Below are 20,283 nucleotides of genomic sequence, written 5' to 3' on the forward strand. Positions count from 1 at the left end.
AGAAGGCCTTTTTATTTTGTCCAGATGAGGTGGTTTAAGCACCAAAACAGCTATTTTTCCCTAAAAACAGTAAAAAAGACAAACACCAAAACGATGTTTGTCTGCAATCTGAACGACTCCGAAAGAAGTCGCTTTTATCGAAAATTGGATTAACAACTACCCTAAAAAATGCTTGGACTACAAGTCGCCAAGTGAATTTCTTTTGGGTGGCTAACTTCAACTTGAAATTTGGGGAAATTCTATTATTGCTACATCATACCATGTTTATTTCTTTTTTAAACTGATTTTTCATGAATTTTTCATAACATTTTAGTTACAAAAAACTTGTCACAATATATTTGCGACAAGTTTGATAGACTATTTACTTTTTAGTTGATTTACGAATTTTAATTCCGTGATTGAGAATCACTTCTCTATTTTCCAAATCTTCTTTGTGCATGATTTTCGTCAACATACGCATGGCGATTGCACCGATGTCATAGAGTGGTTGGTTGATAGAGGTCAGATTTGGACTAGTAAATTTGGTAATCAAGGAATCATCACTGGTGATAATTTCAAAGTCTTCCGGTACCTTGATACCCATATCGCTAATACCATTTAGGAGTCCTGCAGCAATCTCATCTTCCGCTACGTATGCAGCCGTAGCTCCTGCATTCAATAAACGTTCTGCTAGTGCATAGCCTTCCTCGTATTTATATTTAGACTCGAAAACAAGGCCTTCGTTAAATTCGATACCATTATCCTTCAAGCCTTGCTTATAACCTGATAGTCGAACCTTACCATTGATATCATCAACAAGTGGACCTGAGACAAAGGCGATTTTTTTATTGTTTTTAGCCAAGAGATTGACCGCGTCAGCGCTTGCAGCTGCGTAGTCAATATTTACACTTGGTAATTGGTGTTCCAAATCCACAGTACCTGCTAAGACGATTGGCGTGCGTGAACGTGAAAACTCGGCACGAATCTTATCCGTCAAATGATAGCCCATGAAAATGATTCCATCCACCTGTTTAGAGAAAAGTGTGTTGACAACGTTAATCTCTTTTTCATCATTTTCATCACTATTGGCAAGGACAATATTGTATTTGTACATGTCTGCAATATCATCAATCCCCTTAGCCAAGGTTGCAAAATAAGCGTTGGCAATATTTGGAATCACAACCCCCACAGTCGTCGTTTTTTTGCTTGCCAAGCCACGCGCAACAGCATTTGGACGATAATCCAAACGTTCAATCACTTCCAATACCTTTTTACGGGTATTTTCCTTTACATTTTTATTGCCATTTACTACGCGCGAAACAGTCGCCATCGATACTCCAGCTTCGCGGGCAACATCATAAATCGTTACCGTATCATCTGTGTTTAACATAGTGGTATCTTCCTTTCAATCGTTCTATTTCTTGAAAATTACGCTTTCACTCAATCATAGTGTATCACTTTTTGAAACCACTTTCAAGGGATAAACACTATTTTTTTGATAATACTTGCAATTTCTTTCATTTTTTGGAACAATAGTCTATATAATAAACGAAAATTTCAGGCTTATTATCAATTAATATAGGAAGGTCTCATTATGTCTAAACTTCAACAAGTAAAAACCTACCTTGAATCCAATAAATTGGATTTAGCAATTTTCTCAGATCCTATCAGCATTTATTATTTAACAGGCTATCATAGTGATCCACATGAGCGCCACATGATGCTCTTTGTCATGCCTGAACACGAATCTCTTCTTTTCCTTCCTGCTTTGGATGTGGAGCGGGCTATTGCGACAGTTGATTTCCCAGTGGCTGGCTATATGGACTCTGAAAATCCTTGGCAGATTATCAAAAACAAATTGCCTCAGAAGACTTTCTCTGCTATCGGTGCTGAATTTGATAATCTCAACCTGACTCGTTACCACGGTCTCCAATCTATCTTCAATCAGCCTTTTTCTGACATCACTCCACTTATCAATACCATGAAATTGATCAAGTCCCGAGATGAGATTGAAAAGATGTTGGTGGCTGGTGAATTTGCGGACAAGGCTATGCAGGTTGGTTTTGACAACATTTCTCTCGATGTAACAGAAACAGATATCATTGCTCAGATTGAGTTTGAGATGAAAAAACAGGGTATTTCCAAGATGAGTTTTGATACCATGGTCTTGACAGGTAACAATGCTGCAAACCCTCATGGTATCCCTGGAACAAACAAAATCGAAAATAACGCTCTGCTATTGTTCGACCTTGGTGTTGAAACTCTGGGCTATACGTCTGATATGACGCGGACTGTCGCTGTCGGTAAACCTGATCAGTTTAAAAAAGATATTTACAATCTGACTTTGGAAGCTCATATGGCTGCAGTCAATATGATCAAGCCTGGTGTGACGGCTGGCGAGATTGACTATGCTGCTCGATCTGTGATTGAAAAAGCAGGTTATGGCGAGTACTTCAACCACCGACTCGGTCACGGTTTGGGAATGAGTGTCCATGAATTCCCATCTATTATGGAAGGAAATGACCTGGTCATCGAGGAAGGCATGTGCTTCTCTATCGAGCCTGGTATTTACATTCCTGGAAAAGTTGGTGTTCGTATCGAGGATTGTGGCTATGTTACCAAAAATGGCTTTGAGGTCTTCACCAAAACGCCGAAAGAACTTTTGTATTTTGAAGGATAAAAAACAAGCCTCCTACGATTTTGTAGGAGGTCATTTTGTTTAGAAATTTCGACCATTTTTCCCATAGCCGTATCGTTCCATAAAGTCTTGACGGAACTCTAGCAAATTATCATCCATGATGGCCTGACGGACATTTTTCATCAGGTTGATTAGGAAGTAGAGATTGTGGTAGCTGGTCAAACGGATACCAAAGGTTTCATCTGCCTTGAGCAAGTGACGGAGATAAGCACGAGTGTAGTTTTTACATGTGTAGCAATCACAGTTTGGATCAAGTGGCGTGAAGTCTTCTGCAAATTGAGCATTTTTCACTACCAAGCGACCTTGGCTGGTCATACAGGTGCCGTTACGTGCGATGCGGGTTGGCAAAACACAGTCAAACATATCGACACCACGGATGACAGCATCAATCAAACTGTCAGGTGCCCCAACCCCCATGAGATAACGTGGCTTGTTCTCAGGCAGAAGCGGGGTTGTGAAGTCCAGGACGGCATTCATTTCGTCATGGGTTTCCCCAACAGCTAGACCGCCGATTGAATAACCTGGAAAATCCATGCTGACCAAATCATGAGCTGATTGGCGACGGAGGTCTTCAAAGCCTGCACCTTGCACGATACCAAATAATCCTTGGTCATGCGGACGTCGGTGGGCCTTGAGTCCACGTTCTGCCCAACGGCTGGTACGTTCGATGGATTTTTTCACATAATCATAAGGCTGATAGAACTGCGGACACTCATCAAAACTCATCATAATGTCTGAACCCAGATTGTTCTGAATGGAAATAGCTTTCTCAGGTGACAGGAACATCTTGCTGCCGTTGAGGTGGTTCTTGAAGGTCACCCCTTCTTCTGAGATATTGCGGCTATCAGCCAGGGAATAAACCTGGAAACCGCCTGAGTCTGTCAGGATTGGCTGGTCCCAGTTCATAAACTTGTGCAAGCCACCTGCCTGGGCAATCAATTCATCACCTGGACGAAGCCAGAGATGATAGGTATTTGATAGGATAATGCCTGATCCCATTTCTTTCAACTCCTCAGGCGACATGGTTTTAACTGTTGCCTGAGTTCCTACGGGCATAAACATAGGGGTTGGGAAGGTCCCGTGGGGTGTGATAATCTCCCCTAAACGAGCACCTGTGTGCTTTTCTTTCTTAATCAAGCGGTACTTGATTGGTACATCTGTCATGGTTACCTCCAACTAGGAAAAACAGTCCTAGGAATTTAATCTTGTATGGTCAATCGGTCAGCTTTACAAAAAAACAACCAATTTCCACAGCATCTTCCAGTCTATCAAAAAAATACTTTCTTGTCATCTAGAATTATGTTACAATGTTTGGTATGGAGGTTATGTAGATGTTTACAATTTCTGATATTCGAGTTAGAGCACGACAGACATTGGCTGATACTCCTGGAATTTATCAGCTTGCCATTATTCCTGTTCTGATTTCTGTACTTGTTCAACTGATTTCCTTTTCTGGAAATAGTGCAACAAATTTAAGTCTTGAAGAGTTAGCTAGTCCGAGTTATATAGTTTCAACCTCCCTATTCCCATTATTCTATGGTTTATTAGTGGGATTGCTTCATCTCTCCATTATGTGGACAATTTTCAATTTAATAAAAGGGAGAAAAAAAGAAACGACGTTTAGAGATTCATTGGTTATTTTCAATCTTCAAAACTTTGGTAAAATGTTTCGCACCTTCCTGTTAAAAGGGGTTCTTTTATTTTTATGGGGATTATTATTCTATTTCGGACTGAGTTTACTGCTTGGAGTTATCATCATTCTAGCAGCAATTATTCTGACAACTGGTCTGGTAGATCCTAGTGCCCTTCCTCAAGATGTGCTAGCCACATTAGGAACCTTATTCATAGTTGGTTTCATTTTGGCAATTATCGGTCTTTTCATATATATCCCTCAATATTATGCCTATTCACAAGCAGAATATATTTTATTTGAACAATTGGACCGTGACGAATACACAGGAGCGTTTTCCATTATCAAATCTAGTAGGCAGTTAATGAAAGGGTATAAGTTTAAGCGATTTTTACTTGATTTATCTTTTATTGGTTGGTTTATACTGGTTTCTATCACGTTTGGATTAGCTGGCCTCTACGTCTGGCCTTATCATTATGCAGCACAGATTCACTTTTATGAAGAAATCTTAGATGACTATGCATCAAAGTTAAATTATGACTATTAAAAATGTGAAATGTAGGTTTAGTAAAAACTGCGTAATAGTTGGAACTTGGATTCACAAGTGAGGTGCTTGAATTTAAGAGATTATTTTTCGTTTTTTTGTGGAATACTAACTGTATAAGAAAGAACGATGCGAGCTAGAAAATAGTCTTAGGTTGGAAGACTCACTGTGAATACGGATTCTTCGTTAATATATGCTCTTCTTGCTTAGAAGTTGAATGATTCAACTTCTTTTCTTTATGCAAAATTTGAATAAAAGGTTAACTTTATCATTTTATGTCGATAATTAAAAAAAAAAAAAGGTAAATAGTAGAATTGTATATAGCTTTATGTTATACTATTAATCGAGGGGGAGTAAGTTTTTAACTTACTCGATTTAGCATTGAAATAGGTTTCTTCCTTTCTATTTTTACGCCATGTGTAGTAGCTTATTCCAATTCTAATCTCCCCTCTTTTTAGTCAAACAAAATGGTCCAACCTGCGAGCTGGACTTTTTTGATATTACTTGAATCAAATTTGCAGAAAAAAGAAGTCAGTTTCGTTTATTGAAACCGACTTCTTTTGCAAAAATTTATTCTGTTAGGAAAATGTTGCACACAATTTATACTCAATGAAAATCAAAAGTAGCCTAGGAAACGAAGCCGAAGATAGAACTCTATTGCTTTCTTATTTCAAGGCAACAGGCTAAAAAGCTCCACAGGAGCTTTTCACTCATCAAGGCAAGTTGACAACGGATAATTTTGATTTTCAAAGAGTATTACCAACCAAATTCTTCATAGAAAATCTGTGTTTTAGGTACACCATTTTTAGCCAAGGTCTTGATCCAGTAACGGGCCATGACTGGTGGTCCTGATACTAGGACAGTTAAATCATCAAAATCTTGTGGCAAGGCAGACAAGACTTCTGCTTCTTCAAAGGCACCGATTTTACGGACAGCTCTAAAATTATCTCTTTCTACTTCCCATGAGTTGAATTTTTCTTCGTAAATCAAGGCTGCCTCTGTAGTGGCACCATGGAAGACTGTAGTATCAATTTCTGGGAATTGATCAATAAGTGAGAGTAAAGGCGTAATACCGATACCACCTGAAATCATGATAATATTTTTTGGCTGCTGATCTTCTACTACCGTTTGGAACATTCCATAGCCACCATCCACTCGAACACGGGCTGGAGCTGATACTGTTTGTAGCTTGCGCGTGAAGTCACCATCGCCACGAATGGCCAAGGTAATCTGATCATCTTGGTCAGGAGCATTGACGAGAGAGAAGGGATGAGGTTCTGCCAATCCTTTTACACCAGGGAAAGAAATAAAGACAAAGTCACCCGCACGCATCTTAGTTGCCTTCCCTTTCGGCAACTGGATTTGCAATTCACGGATATTATCGGCAATTTCACGATTGGCCATCAATTTTGCTGTGTAGCCTTTGGCATTTGGCTTGAATTTAGCCCAGAGGTAGGAAAGAAAGACAAATCCAGAAGCTAGGTAGAAAACTGCCATAAAGCTGGTATTGGCTCTGATATAGTCAATTAATTGAACGTGGACAAAGATGAGGAAGGTGGCTAAGAGGTTTAAGCGATGGAGCCAAACAGACACTTCGTGTTTAAAGGTTGTTTCCAGTTTACGCTTCAGATTAGCTAGGAAACGAATTCTAGATGTTAACCAACCCGCCATGAAGACCATCGAATAAATGGCTAAAGAGAGAAAGATGAGAAAGGCTAAATTACCAGTCTGTTGAATCAAACCATAGGATGGCATTAGATTCTTGTGCATAAATGAAAAGTAAATAGCAACCAAACTGAGAATACCATGAATCATATAAGCTGCTGGTAGACCAATCAAACGGTCCAACCATTTCGGTTTGGTTCCTATGTAAATGGCTAACAACATCCATACATAGGCTACAATCCCTAGCGCGATTCCGATTTTCATATCTCCGTAACCGGCTGGCATGCCTGTTACGAATGTATAGATAAATGGAAAAGGTAGGATAAATAAGGCAACCATCCAAGCCAATCCTAATGCATAATTATTTTTCTTAATCACGAAATAAATTCTCCTTTTTGAAAAAATTGTAATTGTTGTGGTTTGATAGCTAAGCCACTGAGTTGGTGGTGAGCAATAGCTTGAGCCAATTTGTTCTCTGGCATGCTTAATCCAGCTGTAGCCCAAACATCAGCTCTTGTTAAACTGGTGTCCATAAAGGTAATCTGTTGGAGGCCATTCATTGCTTGAATGTGCTGCCCCCGTTTACTATAACCTGATGTGGCTATCGCGCCATTCTTAGCTGAAAATACGGCTAGGATTTCCTGTAAATTCTCTGGATTTTCAATGCCAATCTTCCAAAGGAAATCACTGGTTTCCTTGGTCGCAAACTGCATATCTCCAACACCATTTAGACAGACTGCTTCAACATCAGGGTGTTGAAGATATGGAAGCATTTTTGATTTAAAAAGCTCCTCAATCACCCAGCCCTTGACAAGTCCCGTTGGGTCGTAGATTCCCTTGTAGTAGGGGTCAAAAGCGCCTTCTGTTTCTTGATAGGCCATCTCTGCCAAGGCAAAAACCTCTTGAAATTCCTGGTCTAGCAAGACACTTTTATCTCCGTCTTGAAATCGACAGACCAATGATGTTGAACGAAAGGCTGAAAATTTTTCTTCCAATCGTTCCAACTCGCTCAGTATACCTGCACTCAGTTTATCTAGTTCTTGTTCCAGTTGACTAGCTGACACCGTCGCCAAACTAATTGTGAAGGGCAGGGTCATGGCTTCAACCGTTCGACTGATAATCTGTATCATGAAGCTTGGTTGATAGCGTCTTGCAAGGAACCTGTAAAACCTTTGTAGGCTTCTGTTGCTCCCGAAATTTGATTGACTTGAGCAGATTGATTGGAAATCGCTTCGGCAGTATAGGTTGGCAGGGCACTATCGTTAATTTCCTGCGATCTCGGATTATCATTTGGAAATTGCAAAATCGAAATATCACTAATCACTCCACCTGCCACAGTCATTTGGACCTGGTAATCCCCTCGATTGGTCGATGTTACTGCACCTGAATAGGTCCCATCTTTAAGACCGCTTGATTGACTGGATTCTGTTGTAGAACTTGACTCTGTCGTCGCACTATCTTGACTTGAAGAACTTGTTTGACTGGTACTTGTTGCCTGTTGGCTTGTGGCGGTCGAACTTGTTTCTGTTGCAGTATCTGTTTGGAAAAAGAGTAAAAATACGTTGTATGCAGCTGCTGCCAATGCCAGCAAGGCAACAAAGATAGCTGTTATTTTTTTCTTCATCTTATCCTCATTTCTAGTTAAAAAAATTTGCAAATAACGATTTTCAATTATAACACGCTAAAAGTTTGAAATGCAAGTAAATAATCTCCAATTAGAGCTATTTTAAATGTGGTTTAAGAAATCGTTAAGAAAAGGCCCCAGAATATTCTGGGTGCCTATTTTATTTATTGCAACAATTGCCAATTCAAACTATCTTGAATCGCAATGGTCCTGTCTGGCAGGACTTCTGGTCCAGCTGATAGGACTTGTCCAGTTTGGCTATTGAGAACAAAGGTTCCGACTGCGTAGGCCTGGCTTCCATCAGTAGCAATTCTGAAAATCGTTCCTTGACTTTCTGGTCGATAGCCGTCCAAGAAGAAGCTACTAATTAAGCCATTCTCAAAAATATCTACATATACTCGTACATTTTCTGATGAAACCAAGCGGGTTGGATAGGCTTCATTTCCCCAAATAGAAAAGACAAACATGCGCTCCCCACCAGTCGCCAGCAAGAGTTCAGCCTGACCATTTCCATCAATATCATACAGGGCATAGTAGAATGAAACCTGAGGATAGATATTTTTCAAGTAGCCTTCTTCCACCGTAGGGTCATCAAAGGTCCCACCGCTCCTCAATACGGTTATCCACTTACGGTAAGTTGCCAAGATAGACTGGTAATTATGATGAAGAGTGGGTTGGCTAGATGAACCTGCTTGATTGTTTTCCTCTGACTGGCTAGTCTGGGTTTGACTGGAACTCTCTTCCAATACGCTTGAGCTCGTACTACTAAGGCTTGAAGCTGAGGTTGACGAGCTGGTTGATTCTTCTAACTTGCTGCTTGAAGCATCGGTTGATGAGCTTGTTTTTGTAGAAGAGCTAGAACTTGTTAAGCCTGTTTCTATCGAAGAGGTCTGGCTTGAACAAGCTAGTAGGCTGACTAACAGAATAACAGATAAACTTGCATAGCTTATATACTTAGTGAGCAATTTCATCGCTACTCCCTCCGACTATCTATGCTTTAGGCTTCCTGCATATCTAAGTATTCAATCTTGATACACTTGTTCATGACGATGTCATGACGACCGGCCTGGCGCAAGATTTCCTCTGCTTCTTGGCTTTCCAACCCAAGTTGAGCCCAGAAAACCTTGGCTTCTGTCTGGACAAACTCACGCGCCACATCTGCCAAAAACTCAGAGCGTCGGAAGACATCAACGATGTCAACTGGCTGGTCGATTTCCAGAAGACTGGCATAAACCTTTTCTCCGAGGATAGTCTCACCTGCTGCTCTTGGATTGACTGGAATGATTTTGTAACCTGCTTCTTGCATAAGCTTAGACACCCGATAGGCTGCTGTTTCTTCACGGCTGGATAAGCCAACGACTGCAATGGTCTTGGCATTCTTCAGGTAAGTAAAAATTTGTTCTTGACTGGGATTTTGAAATGAATAAGTCATCATGAGCTCCTTATAATTTGACATCTAGATTAGCAAAACGATTATTGCATTTATTTTTTAGAAATATTGTAGAGAACATCCTTGAGCTGGCCAATTGTTTGTTTCAAATTGGTACGGTCCTTGTCCAAACCTGGGTCAAGTGAGTAATAGATTGTACCGACAACTACAGAATCATCATAGGCTCCAGTTGACTCCATCCGATAGAAGGTAATGCGGCCCATTTTCTGGTCTTTCATAATTTGTCGACCAACCTGCCATTCTTGACCATTAATTGTAACAATGGTCTTTTCAACAAATGAGTGATTGGTTTCAGCCATTCGCGCTTCCAATTCCTCAGCTGTCATATTGCGACCTTCTTCAAGCGGAGATTTGTTGAAGGCATTGATGTTGTAAAGTTGGACCATGTAGTTACTAGAATCCACTTTGACATCGTAAACTGCTGCTACGGTTTCATCTTCTGTATTCTCTGCATTGATGGTCCAGTTGGAAGGGACATCATAATAGCGGTAATATTCCTTGATATTTCCAGCTTCATCCTTTTCCGCAACACCATTATTGGCTGCATGTATCTTGTGGCCTTTTTGCGTCTCGTCTGCTGGTGGAGTAGCATTAACCACCACAAGAGGTGCATTAGCAAGAACATTTAAGGTTTCATTTGTGGTGTCCTGTTTTTCTTTTAAGATTGGCAATTGTGTTGAAAAATCAGCTCCAGAAGGGTCAGTTCCCTTATTTTCTGTCTTTTCTCCACAGCCTACTAATAGCAAGCTAAATAGTCCAATACATACTAAGGTTTTCTTCATGTCATTCCTTTCTATTTCGCTTCATACCAAGTCTGTCCATCATTTTCATCCGCAATTAGTGGGACAGAAAGTGCAATGGCTGATTCCATGGTTTCTTTTACTAATTTTTTTACCGTTTCTAATTCAGCTTTCGGTACTTCCAAGACAATCTCATCGTGCACCTGCAAGAGCATGCGTGTCGACAAGCCTGCTTCTTCAATAGCCTTGTCCAAGTTGATCATGGCTACCTTGAGGATATCAGCAGCGGATCCTTGGATAGGAGAGTTGATGGCTGTTCGCTCGGCAAAATTTCGGACGTTGAAATTGCGTGAGTTAATATCTGGTAATTCTCGACGGCGCTTGTAGATGGTTTCTACATAGCCCTTATCACGCGCCTCACGCACAATAGTTTCCATATAGTTCTTGATACCTGGGAAGCGCTCAAAGTAGGTGTCAATATATTCCTTGGCTTCCTTACGGGTAATGCCCAGGTTATTGGACAAGCCAAAGTCTGAGATACCGTAGACCACTCCAAAGTTGACAGCCTTGGCATTGCGGCGGTCATTTGCTGTTACGTCTTCTGCTTTTTCAATGCCAAAGACCCGCATGGCTGTAGAGGTATGGATATCATCGCCTCGTTTGAAGGCTTCAATCAGGTGCTCATCTTGAGAAATATGGGCCAAGACGCGCAATTCAATCTGTGAGTAATCCGAAGCCAGAAGAACACTGTCTTCAAGCGAAGGTACAAAAGCCTTACGAATCAAGCGACCTTGTTCCAGACGGACAGGGATATTTTGCAGGTTAGGATCTGTCGAAGACAGACGACCCGTCTGGGTCAAATCCTGAACATATCTGGTATGGATTTTGCCGTCTTCCAAAATCGCTTCCTGCAAGCCAATAACGTAGGTTGATTGGAGCTTGGTAATCTGGCGGTAGTCCAAAATCTTGGAAACGACTGGGGCGATTGGGGCAAGCCGTTCTAAGACATCCACCGCTGTTGAGTAACCTGTCTTGGTTTTCTTGGTGTATTCCAAAGGCAAGCCCATGTCTTCAAAGAGAATGGTTCCCAGTTGTTTTGGCGAGTTGATATTAAATTCCTGACCAGCCAGCTCGTAGATTTCCTTGGTTAGTTGGTCGATGAGGACTTCATTTTCAGCCTGCATGGTCTGCAAGGTTTCTTTTTGAACCTTGATTCCTGTGATTTCCATCTTAGCTAGGACATTTGCCAGAGGCAATTCCATGTCAAAAAGAAGGGAAACTTGCTGGTTTTCTTCCAGTTTTTCCAGCATGACTGCTTCTGTTTCGATAAGAACCTGTAGCTTGTTAGCAAGATGAGGGAAGTATTCTGCTCGTTCTGGCAGAGCCAATTTTGCTCCCTTGCCATAGACTACTTCGTCTGGTACTAAACGAGTTTGACCATAAAGGTTGGCAATAGTGGTGATGGCATTGTCTTCGACTGTTGACAGGAGGTATTTTGCCAAACGACTGTCAAAGCTAGCCAGTGGCAAGTCCAAACCATGACGGGCTAGAAGAACCTTTCCACGCTTGAAGTCATAGGTTTTGATAGTGTGGTTTTCCAAGAACTGGCGTAAAATTGGGCTATCGAGGAGTTCTGGTCCTCCGACATAGATCTGCTCTTTGTCTCCCCAAGCTAGTCCTACCAAGTCTTCTCGGTGGTAGTTTTCACCCAAGATTTCAAAATAGAAAAATTGATCTGCATGCAGCATGTCCTCAGTCAATTCGGTGACTGGTTGGAATTCTACTGTAGGAAGCTCTTCCTCAGCGCTAGTTCCCAATTGAGCCCGCAACTGTTTGAAGCCCATGTCGTCGTAGAATTGACCGAGTTCTTCTAGCTTTGGACCTTGGTAAACAATATCATCTAGTCCAATTTCGATTGGAGCATTTGTGTCAATGGTGGCAAGGGTTCGAGAAAGAAATGCTTGTTCCTTATCCGCAATCAGGTTTTCCTTCATCTTTGAAGCCTTCATGCTGTCGATGTTTTCGTAAATGCCGTCCAGTGACCCGTATTCTATCAGGAGTTTGAGGCCTGTTTTTTCACCGATTTTGGTCACACCAGGGATGTTATCGGACTTATCGCCCATGAGGGCCTTAAGGTCGATAAACTGAGTGGGGGTAATACCCATTTTTTCCATGAGGTAGGCTGGGGTAAATTCTTCGAATTCGGCTACGCCTTTCTTGGAAATTTCTACAACGGTGTTTTCGTCTGTCAGCTGGATCAAGTCCTTGTCTCCGCTGACAATGGTCACATCGAAGGGAATGTCTGTCCGCTCTGCCATTTTGTCCAAAGTACCGATAATATCGTCTGCCTCGTACTGAGCTAGCTCATAGTGTTTGACTCCCATAGCATCCAGCATCTGACGGATGAAGGGGAACTGCTCGCGGAACTCGTCTGGAGTCTTGGCACGACCCGCCTTGTAATCGGCGTACATCTCAGTACGGAAGGTGGTCTTGCCTGCGTCAAAAGCAACGAGAATGTGGGTCGGCTCAATCCGCTTCATCATGTGGTCCAACATGAGATTAAAGCCGTAAATGGCGTTGGTATGCAGACCGTTGGCATTCTTGAAACGATCAATTTGGTTATAAAGTGCAAAGAAGGCACGGAAGGCTACGGAAGAGCCATCAATGAGTAATAATTTATTTTTTTTCATAGGTCTATTATAGCATGGATGAGGGGTGTTTGTGGGGGTTGGAGGGCTGGAATACAAAGAAAATCCTAGCCGAAACTAGGATTTTTGTGCATCAAACATTACTCAACAGATTTGAGTGCTTCCAACATATCCACCTTTCTCAGGTGATGATTTACATAGATACCAAGGGCGGCTAGAATTCCGATAATGGCTAGAATTGGAATGGCATAAACTTCCAGACCGACTGCTGGATTGAAACGAATGCTATCCGAACCAATCATGGCAAGAAGAACCTTGTGTAGGTAGGTCCCGCCAATCAGTCCAACCCCCATACCAATCAAGGAAAGAACCATAGTTTCCCTATAAATATAGAGGGTCACTTCCTTATTATGGAAGCCCAGAACTTTTATGGTCGATAATTCACGAATCCGCTCAGACATATTGATAATGGTCAGGTTGTAGAGGATAACCAAACCAAGCAAGATGGACAAGACCACCAAGATAGTCATAATGGTCTGTAGTGAGCCTGCAATAGTGGTCAGCATGGACATGAGGGAAGTATTTTGCACCAGACTTCTGACTGCTGGCATGGCCAATAACTGGCTAGAAATCGTTTGAACATGGCTGGTCTGGTCATCTTTCAGCTCTATCAGATAGGCATTAGCAGTCTTTTGCTTGCCCGTCACTTGTTCATAGTAGCCTCTGGTCATATAGATAAAGTGTCCAGCATACATATCCGCCACAGCAGCGACCCTGACCGGCACTTCCTTATCCTCCAAGGTCAGCGATAGCTTGTCTCCGACTGTCACACCGTAGATTGCTGCGAGTTTTTCTGTGAGGACAATACCCCTGCCACTCAGTTGAATAGACTGACCAGTTGATGTTTCAAGACTGACTAGATTTCCTAGATCCTGACGGTCTGAAATAAAGAGGCTGATTGATACATTCTTTCTTTGGCCATTTGTCTCCACTGTTTGATGGAGTTGTTCAAAAGCCACTGGCAGGGATTGCCGAACTTGGTTTGACTGGAGAAAGTCTGTTAATTTGTCTAAGTCCTTCTCCTCTGCTCTGCTATTTTCCACTACCAACATATCATAATGGATCAAGTCCCCAAACTGCCGTTGGACAACCCCTGAGATAGAGGAACGAATGCCAAGACCGCCAAAGAGGAGGGCGACTGTCCCTGCCACACCGAAGATGGTCATGAGCATGCGGAGCTTGTAACGAAAGATATTGCGGGCAGTCACCTTGTGGGTAAAGCTCAGGCGTGACCAGATGGCTGGCCATTTTTCTAGCCAAATGCTGGAGCCAGCAGCGGGAGGTTTTGGAAGCAGGAGCTGGGCTGGCTTCTCTGTCAATTCTCTGCGAGCGACCAGATAGGCTGGAAGGACGGAGGAAATCAAAGAAAGCAAAAGGGCTAGGCCTGTCCAAAGTGGATAAAAGTGGAGCTTGGCTGAACCGATGACTGTAGTCTGGGTGATAATGCTTGAAATAATAGGGGATAGGACAAGATTCCCCATCAGTATGCCGACAAGAGTACCAAGGAGACCGGCAGCTAGTCCATAAAGGATAAACTTAGCCATAATCTGACCATTGGTATAGCCAAGTGCCTTGAAGAGCCCTGACTGGGTCCTCTCTTCATCGACAAATCGGGCCATTGTGGTAAAGGTAACCAGAGCTGCGACCAGATAGAGAACTACTGGAAAGACATTGCCTACTGCCGCAATGGACTTGGTCGCATTGCTATAGGTGGCGTATCCATCTCCACCAGGAAGGCTGGTCCGACTATAAATCTGATAGGGAGATTTTTCTAATTTGCTTAAGTCGGATTTGGCCTGGGCAATCTCTGTTTGGGCTTGGCTAATTTCTTGATTGGCTTCCGCCTGTTTTTCTGATAATTGGGATTGAGCCTGGTTCAGTTCTTCATCAGCCTGCTCCAAGCGGAGTTCCTCTTGTCGAAGTTTCAAGTCAGAAGATTCTAATTGACTGACACCCCATTCATAATCTGAAACACCATTTTGATAGGCTGCTAAACCTTGCTCATACTGAGCGAAACCAGCCTGGTAGTGGGCAAAACCAGTCTGGTATTCCTGATTCCATGATTGATAGTCCGCTAGGCTTGCTTCATATTCTGCAACCTTTGATTGGTAATAATCATAATTATTGATATAGTCTTGGTTGGCTTGCTCATAGTTAGCTTCAAGTTGATCTAAGCGAGCTTTTTCTGCATCCAAGGCTTCCTGTCTAGCCAATAAGTCAGGATAGTCAGACAAAGTTTGACCAGCTTGAACTTGATTGGCAATTAGCTGATTTAAACTTTGTTGGTTTTGGTACCAGTTGGCACGACCAGTTGAAATTTGAGAAGCCGTTTGACTGAGTTGGGCATTTTGCCTATCCAGTTCAACTTTTGCTGTATCTAAACGCTGAACCGCTTGGTCCAAAGAGGCCTTATTTCCTTCTAGAAATGAAGCCGTCTGGTCCAGCTGGACCTTGCGACTATCCAACTCTTTTTTACTTTCATCCAATTGAAACTTGGTTTGTAATAATTGGGCAAGGACGGCTCGTAATTCTTCCTCTGATTGTAAGAGTTTAGCCCGTCCACGCGCAAATTCACTGCGACCGCTTGCGACTTGTTCCTGACCAGCCGCCAATTCTTCTGTCGCTTGATTCAGCTGAGATTGAGCTTGGGCAATTTCTTTTTCTCCTTGGGAAATTTCCGTCTGCCCTTCTGCTTGAATCGCTTCCAACCGCTGTTCATCATTATCTGCCAATAGCTTTTCTAGGTCTTCTTGGTGTTGGTCCAGTTTCTCCTGATAGGTCTGACTGTAGTAAGACAAATTTGCCAAATCATCATAGACAATTCTAGCTATGGTAAAGACTTCAGATTGAAAAACATCCTCTGAAACGACTCCATAGCCTGTCAACTGACCATCTCCACTTGCAGCCATTCCCATGGTTTCATTATCCCAAATTTCCGCCGAAGCTACGAAACCAACAACTGTAAAGGACGTTTGGGTCAGGATAGTGCCATCCTTGTCAGGCTCGGTTACTTGAAATGTATCTCCCAATTGATAGCTTGCTTGTAAGGAAGGAGACAAAGCTATTTGCCCCTTTTGACTGGGCATTCGGCCTTCTAGTAGCTTATAGGTTGAAATGGATTTGGGAGCAGAAAAGAGTCGGACAGCCGACTGATCCTTGCTTGTCAGCACATCCTTAAAATAGCCAGCCTCAACTGTCGCACCTTTAATGGATGCCAATTCATCCATGTCAGCCTGACTGATACCCAGACCAGAAATGACTGCCAAATCCATGGTTTTCTGTTCAGTAATATAGGCTTGGGCTGTTTGTTCCATATTGGGAGCTGTTACTTTCAGACCTGTCAGAGCCAGGGCGCCCAACATCATCAGGCTAAATAGGGACAGAAAACGCCCCTTGGAAGAAAGGAGGGATTGCCTCATATCTTTCCAGTAGATTTTCTTTTTCATAGGCTCCCCCACTAATATTCTAGACTAGCTATATCCTGCGGATTTGCATTCAGCTCTACAGAATGTACACGGGCATCCCGCATTCGAATCACTCGGTCGGCAATGGGAGCCAGTGAGTTATTGTGGGTCACGATAATCACCGTAGCACCTTGCTTGCGGGACATATCTTGCAGGATTTGCAAGACCTGCTTACCAGTTTGGTAGTCCAAAGCCCCAGTCGGTTCATCACAGAGGAGAATTTTAGGCTTTTTGGCAACCGCACGGGCAATGGCCACCCATTGCTGTTCGCCGCCTGAAAGCTGAGCGGGGAAATTATTGATACGGTGACCGAGTCCGACTTGTTCCAAGACCTCCTCAGCATCCAAGGCATCCTTGACGATTTCTGCTGCCAACTCCACATTTTCCTTGGCGGTCAGGTTGGCGACTAAATTATAAAACTGGAAGACAAAGCCAACGTCATCTCGGCGATAGTTGGTCAATTCATGACTTGATAACTTGGCGATGTCCACACCGTCAATCCAAACCTCTCCCTCATCATTGCTGTCCATGCCACCTAATATATTGAGCAGAGTGGACTTACCCGCACCAGACGAGCCGAGAATGATGACTAGATCACCCTGCTCAATTTCAAAGGACACACCGTCATTGGCCACAATGGTCGCATCCCCCATTTGGTAGTATTTTGACGAATTCTTTACTTGGATATAGGACATGGCACACCTCGCTTCTTCTCTTTCTATCGGCTGTATTCTACTACTTATTATAGCATAAAGAGAGGTCAACTAATTGAAACCTCTCTTGAACTCTTATGTTAAAATTGTCTTTTTGAGCTGCTCTTTACTTGACCACGGTGCAATGATAATATCCCTTTGTTTAGCAATCAACTCTGCCTTATGCTGTCCTTTGGATTCCAAATCATTAAAAACAATGATTTTTTTAACACCTAGTTCCACTTGTCTCCCCTGAGTAATATCTTCGTAGATGGTATTCACTCTAGCTACAGCATCATAGGTTAAATGATTAAGAATCTGAATCCAAACTTCTGGATGAGATTTTTTAGCCCCTACTATGTAGTCAATCTGGTAATCAATACTTGACTCTCCCGTCAATTTGACATTCGGAGTTCCTCCAAACTCATTTTCAAAAAAATAAGTCTGTACTTCTTCCGAAAATAAACTGGTCACAATAGATCGTTTCGTATTCAAAAGATCATAGACTCGAATAATTGTTTCAATCAGTTTATGCTTACATTTTGGAAAGGCTTTTATTTCACAATCGATATACAGGATATCTCCTTCAATTTTCGTAGCAAACTGTCTCAATATTCCTTGCTTGAGGCGATCCCGAGTCCTGGTAGACAAATCCAGACCGATGAGTTCCAACTCAGATAATGTCTCTCCATCATCTGATATCCTAACCCTACCATCTGGTAAGGCTTGTAAATAGAGTTGAATACGGTCATTAATATGATTTACAAAAGGCGTGATAATCTGTGTGTAATCAGAAAAATCCTTGACAATGGCATTATTTTTATACCAAGATACATAGTCATCGACCAATTTCAATCCATCTAACATCATCACACCTCCCCTCATCTCTTATAACATAGGAATATTTATGCCAACATGATGAACATTATTATAGTCTAAAAAGTAAATCAAACTCTCCATTAAGTCATGAGCTAAATCGGCTTCAATATCCTATAGACCGATTGCTATTCGACCAAAATCATGTTCCTCATCAAAAATATGGATATGTGGAGTAGGTACATCATTATGAGGTGTACCATTACAGTCCAAACGAACGAGGATTCCATTCAAGGATTTGGACCTCATTAGATAGGTCAGATTCGACTTATTGAGGTGACCTTTTCTATTGATAACTAACTCAAATTGTTCACTAGCATCGTCTTGTTTATAGACCCCATGCTTATTTTGAGTTCCTGGTTCTGGAAACTCTAGAGAATTGTTCTTTAATATCTTTAAACATCGCAATAACTCATCAAAATAAACTTGGTCCACTAACTATACCTCACTTACCCTAATCATAACAAAATTTGTTACTAATATCAAGGAAATCCCTTATACTTGGGCAATAGCAGAGCCACCATAGAGTTTTAACTCTTCTCTGATTGTTTGGTAGTAGTAACGATCAAAGGCCTTCCAAGCCTGCCTGCTAGTCTCACTCAACCGCAGATCGCCCAGTCCAACCAAAAAACTGGTCGAACGATAAAATTTCTCAATCGCAATCAGCTCAGAATTGGTAACAGACTCTGCCTCCGACAATATGCGTGTCGTCTCTGTCAGATTATGCTGGAGTCGTTGTTCATCAGCTGTTCCTAGCTTGTCTGCTTGGAAGGCCCGATTCAAGTCTTGAATGAGGGCCAAAACGTCTTGAATAATCTGTGTCTTTTCCATAAAAGACCCTCCTTGTTTTTGATGAATTTAGTATATCAAATTAGACAAAGATATTCAAGTTATTTGTACAATTTCTTGATTTATATTTATGTTGATATTATAATTGTAGAAAATAAAACATTTATTCATCTATCCCTTCATCATTTCTCCCCTGGAGGTATCTATGTTTCAAATTGAAGGAAAGCTATTTTTCCGTAGCAAGAAAAACTTGTTCGCTATTTTGGTCATGCTGATTGTAATCCTAGCTAGTTCCCTTCTAGCAGGCTACCACAATCGCCAGGTCAAATTAAAGGTCATCCAACACTATGAAGAGTCTATCCAAAATTTTGAAAATATCATACAAGATTTAGAAACACAGTATCAGACTCAAACTCTCAGTGAAGAGGATTACCAGGCTGAAAAAACATTCTTTACAAACTATATTGCCAACCACCAGAAGGAGATTGAAGCGGTCAAGAAGGAGGACTGGACCTATTTTTATGAGAAAAATATCCAGCACTATCAGAAGGATGGTCAATACATCAGCCTTTCCTACCAAAGCTATGATTTTACCCCACAAACCATCGAAAATACCTTCTTGATGTCCAAGTATCTGCTTGAAAAGGAGATACCCTCAGCCTTTCCAACTGAGCTTTACCTAACAGCCTTTGAGAATCCCCAAACACCAACAGATAGAGAAATCGTCAAGAGCCTGGGCCAGCAGGCCTTAAAAGGTACTAGCCATGAAATCTGGCAGGGGCAAAAACAGCTAGGCCTTGTCATCACCCTTCCCCTCTTTCTCCTGGCTTTCACCAATTTTTTCATCAAAGACCAGCAGGGAACCAGCCGACAGATTCGCCTCTTACAGACCCTGGGGTTGACTAGAATTCGAATGACAACCAATAAATACCTAGCCTTCCTAACACTATATACTGCCCTCTTTCTCACCCTCTATCTGAGCCATTTGCTCATCGCTTTTTTGCTAAATGGCAATAGTAGCTGGATTTATCCCGTCACCACCTATAGCAGTAAGGGAATTGATTTCAGTCTAATCCAAACAGCTATCAAACCTATTTACCAGGTCATCTTGCTGGCCTGTGGCATGCACTATCTCTACCTGCTATTTTTGCTGGGAGTGGCACAGACCTTGGCTAGAGTCTTAAAAAATGGACTGGCTGGACTAGTGGTCACACTAGGACTTGTCATCTCTGCCAACTTCTTTCCCCATATCTTCAATCCATTTAGCCTATGGAATGCAGGCAATCTGGCAGACGGAAGTGCTATCATCTACCATCAATTAACAGGATACAGCATTCCAAAAGTCTTTACGGTTCTTCTCATCAGTAACCTGCTCATCTACTGCCTACAATTCTATCTCCTGACAAGAAAAAGTGAGGTTTAAC

General features: G+C 42.0%; 17 protein-coding genes and 1 pseudogene. 4 read left to right on the forward strand and 14 right to left on the reverse strand.

Annotation, left to right across the window (positions count from 1 at the left end):
- Positions 1-112: 112 nt before the first annotated feature.
- A pseudogene (locus tag C1E99_RS06540) lies at positions 113-214 on the forward strand (IS30 family transposase); the annotation flags it as partial.
- A 147-nt stretch (positions 215-361) separates the two neighbouring features.
- Here the strand turns inward: C1E99_RS06540 and ccpA are convergent.
- Positions 362-1,369 (reverse strand): catabolite control protein A, encoded by a 1,008-nt coding sequence (ccpA, locus tag C1E99_RS06545; RefSeq protein WP_105207014.1) that lies wholly within the window; start codon positions 1,367-1,369, stop codon positions 362-364.
- Between the two features lie 204 nt (positions 1,370-1,573).
- On the opposite strand from ccpA, the gene C1E99_RS06550 reads away from it, so the two are divergent.
- Positions 1,574-2,659, forward strand: a complete 1,086-nt coding sequence (locus C1E99_RS06550; RefSeq protein ID WP_105207015.1) for a M24 family metallopeptidase — start codon at positions 1,574-1,576, stop codon at positions 2,657-2,659.
- A gap of 39 nt (positions 2,660-2,698) precedes the next feature.
- Here C1E99_RS06550 and tgt read toward each other — a convergent pair whose 3' ends face one another.
- Positions 2,699-3,841, reverse strand: coding sequence for a tRNA guanosine(34) transglycosylase Tgt (gene tgt, locus C1E99_RS06555; RefSeq protein ID WP_105207016.1), 1,143 nt, complete (start codon positions 3,839-3,841; stop codon positions 2,699-2,701).
- Positions 3,842-4,008: 167 nt separating this feature from the next.
- Between tgt and C1E99_RS06560 the strand changes: the two genes are divergently transcribed.
- Positions 4,009-4,854: a DUF975 family protein gene (locus tag C1E99_RS06560; RefSeq protein ID WP_105207017.1), complete on the forward strand. Its 846-nt coding sequence runs from the start codon at positions 4,009-4,011 to the stop codon at positions 4,852-4,854.
- A gap of 753 nt (positions 4,855-5,607) precedes the next feature.
- On the opposite strand, the gene C1E99_RS06565 is transcribed toward C1E99_RS06560, so the two are convergent.
- The 12 genes from C1E99_RS06565 to C1E99_RS06620 form a co-directional block, all read right to left on the reverse strand.
- Positions 5,608-6,894, reverse strand: a complete 1,287-nt coding sequence (locus tag C1E99_RS06565; protein WP_105207018.1) for an FAD-binding oxidoreductase — start codon at positions 6,892-6,894, stop codon at positions 5,608-5,610.
- A complete protein-coding gene (locus C1E99_RS06570; RefSeq protein ID WP_105207019.1) occupies positions 6,891-7,646 on the reverse strand; it encodes an FAD:protein FMN transferase in 756 nt (251 codons plus the stop codon). The genes C1E99_RS06565 and C1E99_RS06570 overlap by 4 nt, the downstream gene beginning before the upstream one ends.
- Positions 7,643-8,140, reverse strand: a complete 498-nt coding sequence (locus tag C1E99_RS06575; protein WP_105207020.1) for an FMN-binding protein — start codon at positions 8,138-8,140, stop codon at positions 7,643-7,645. The genes C1E99_RS06570 and C1E99_RS06575 overlap by 4 nt, the downstream gene beginning before the upstream one ends.
- Before the next feature lie 164 nt (positions 8,141-8,304).
- Complete coding sequence (locus tag C1E99_RS06580; RefSeq protein WP_105207021.1) at positions 8,305-9,111, reverse strand: hypothetical protein; 807 nt, start codon at positions 9,109-9,111, stop codon at positions 8,305-8,307.
- A gap of 26 nt (positions 9,112-9,137) precedes the next feature.
- A complete protein-coding gene (locus tag C1E99_RS06585; RefSeq protein WP_105207022.1) occupies positions 9,138-9,572 on the reverse strand; it encodes a CoA-binding protein in 435 nt (144 codons plus the stop codon).
- Between the two features lie 50 nt (positions 9,573-9,622).
- Entirely contained in the window at positions 9,623-10,372 is a 750-nt protein-coding gene (locus C1E99_RS06590; protein ID WP_105207023.1) for a glucose-6-phosphate isomerase, read from the reverse strand.
- Positions 10,373-10,383: 11 nt separating this feature from the next.
- A complete protein-coding gene (gene polA, locus C1E99_RS06595) occupies positions 10,384-13,020 on the reverse strand; it encodes a DNA polymerase I (protein WP_105207024.1) in 2,637 nt (878 codons plus the stop codon).
- Positions 13,021-13,118: 98 nt separating this feature from the next.
- On the reverse strand, positions 13,119-16,484 hold the full coding sequence (locus tag C1E99_RS06600; RefSeq protein ID WP_105207025.1) for an FtsX-like permease family protein: 3,366 nt from the start codon (positions 16,482-16,484) through the stop codon (positions 13,119-13,121).
- 11 nt (positions 16,485-16,495) lie between these two features.
- The gene (locus C1E99_RS06605; RefSeq protein WP_105207026.1) at positions 16,496-17,197 is read right to left on the reverse strand and encodes an ABC transporter ATP-binding protein; all 702 of its coding nucleotides are present in this window, start codon (positions 17,195-17,197) and stop codon (positions 16,496-16,498) included.
- A gap of 93 nt (positions 17,198-17,290) precedes the next feature.
- Complete coding sequence (locus C1E99_RS06610) at positions 17,291-18,064, reverse strand: DUF1828 domain-containing protein (RefSeq protein ID WP_161951165.1); 774 nt, start codon at positions 18,062-18,064, stop codon at positions 17,291-17,293.
- 120 nt (positions 18,065-18,184) lie between these two features.
- On the reverse strand, positions 18,185-18,505 hold the full coding sequence (locus C1E99_RS15580) for a DUF6978 family protein (protein ID WP_416367536.1): 321 nt from the start codon (positions 18,503-18,505) through the stop codon (positions 18,185-18,187).
- 60 nt (positions 18,506-18,565) lie between these two features.
- Positions 18,566-18,901, reverse strand: a complete 336-nt coding sequence (locus tag C1E99_RS06620) for a helicase BlpT (RefSeq protein ID WP_105207028.1) — start codon at positions 18,899-18,901, stop codon at positions 18,566-18,568.
- 163 nt (positions 18,902-19,064) lie between these two features.
- On the opposite strand from C1E99_RS06620, the gene C1E99_RS06625 reads away from it, so the two are divergent.
- Positions 19,065-20,282: a hypothetical protein gene (locus tag C1E99_RS06625; RefSeq protein ID WP_105207029.1), complete on the forward strand. Its 1,218-nt coding sequence runs from the start codon at positions 19,065-19,067 to the stop codon at positions 20,280-20,282.
- The last annotated feature ends 1 nt before the right edge of the window (position 20,283 follow it).

Source organism: Streptococcus suis (assembly GCF_002964045.1).
GTDB lineage: Bacteria > Bacillota > Bacilli > Lactobacillales > Streptococcaceae > Streptococcus > Streptococcus suis_U.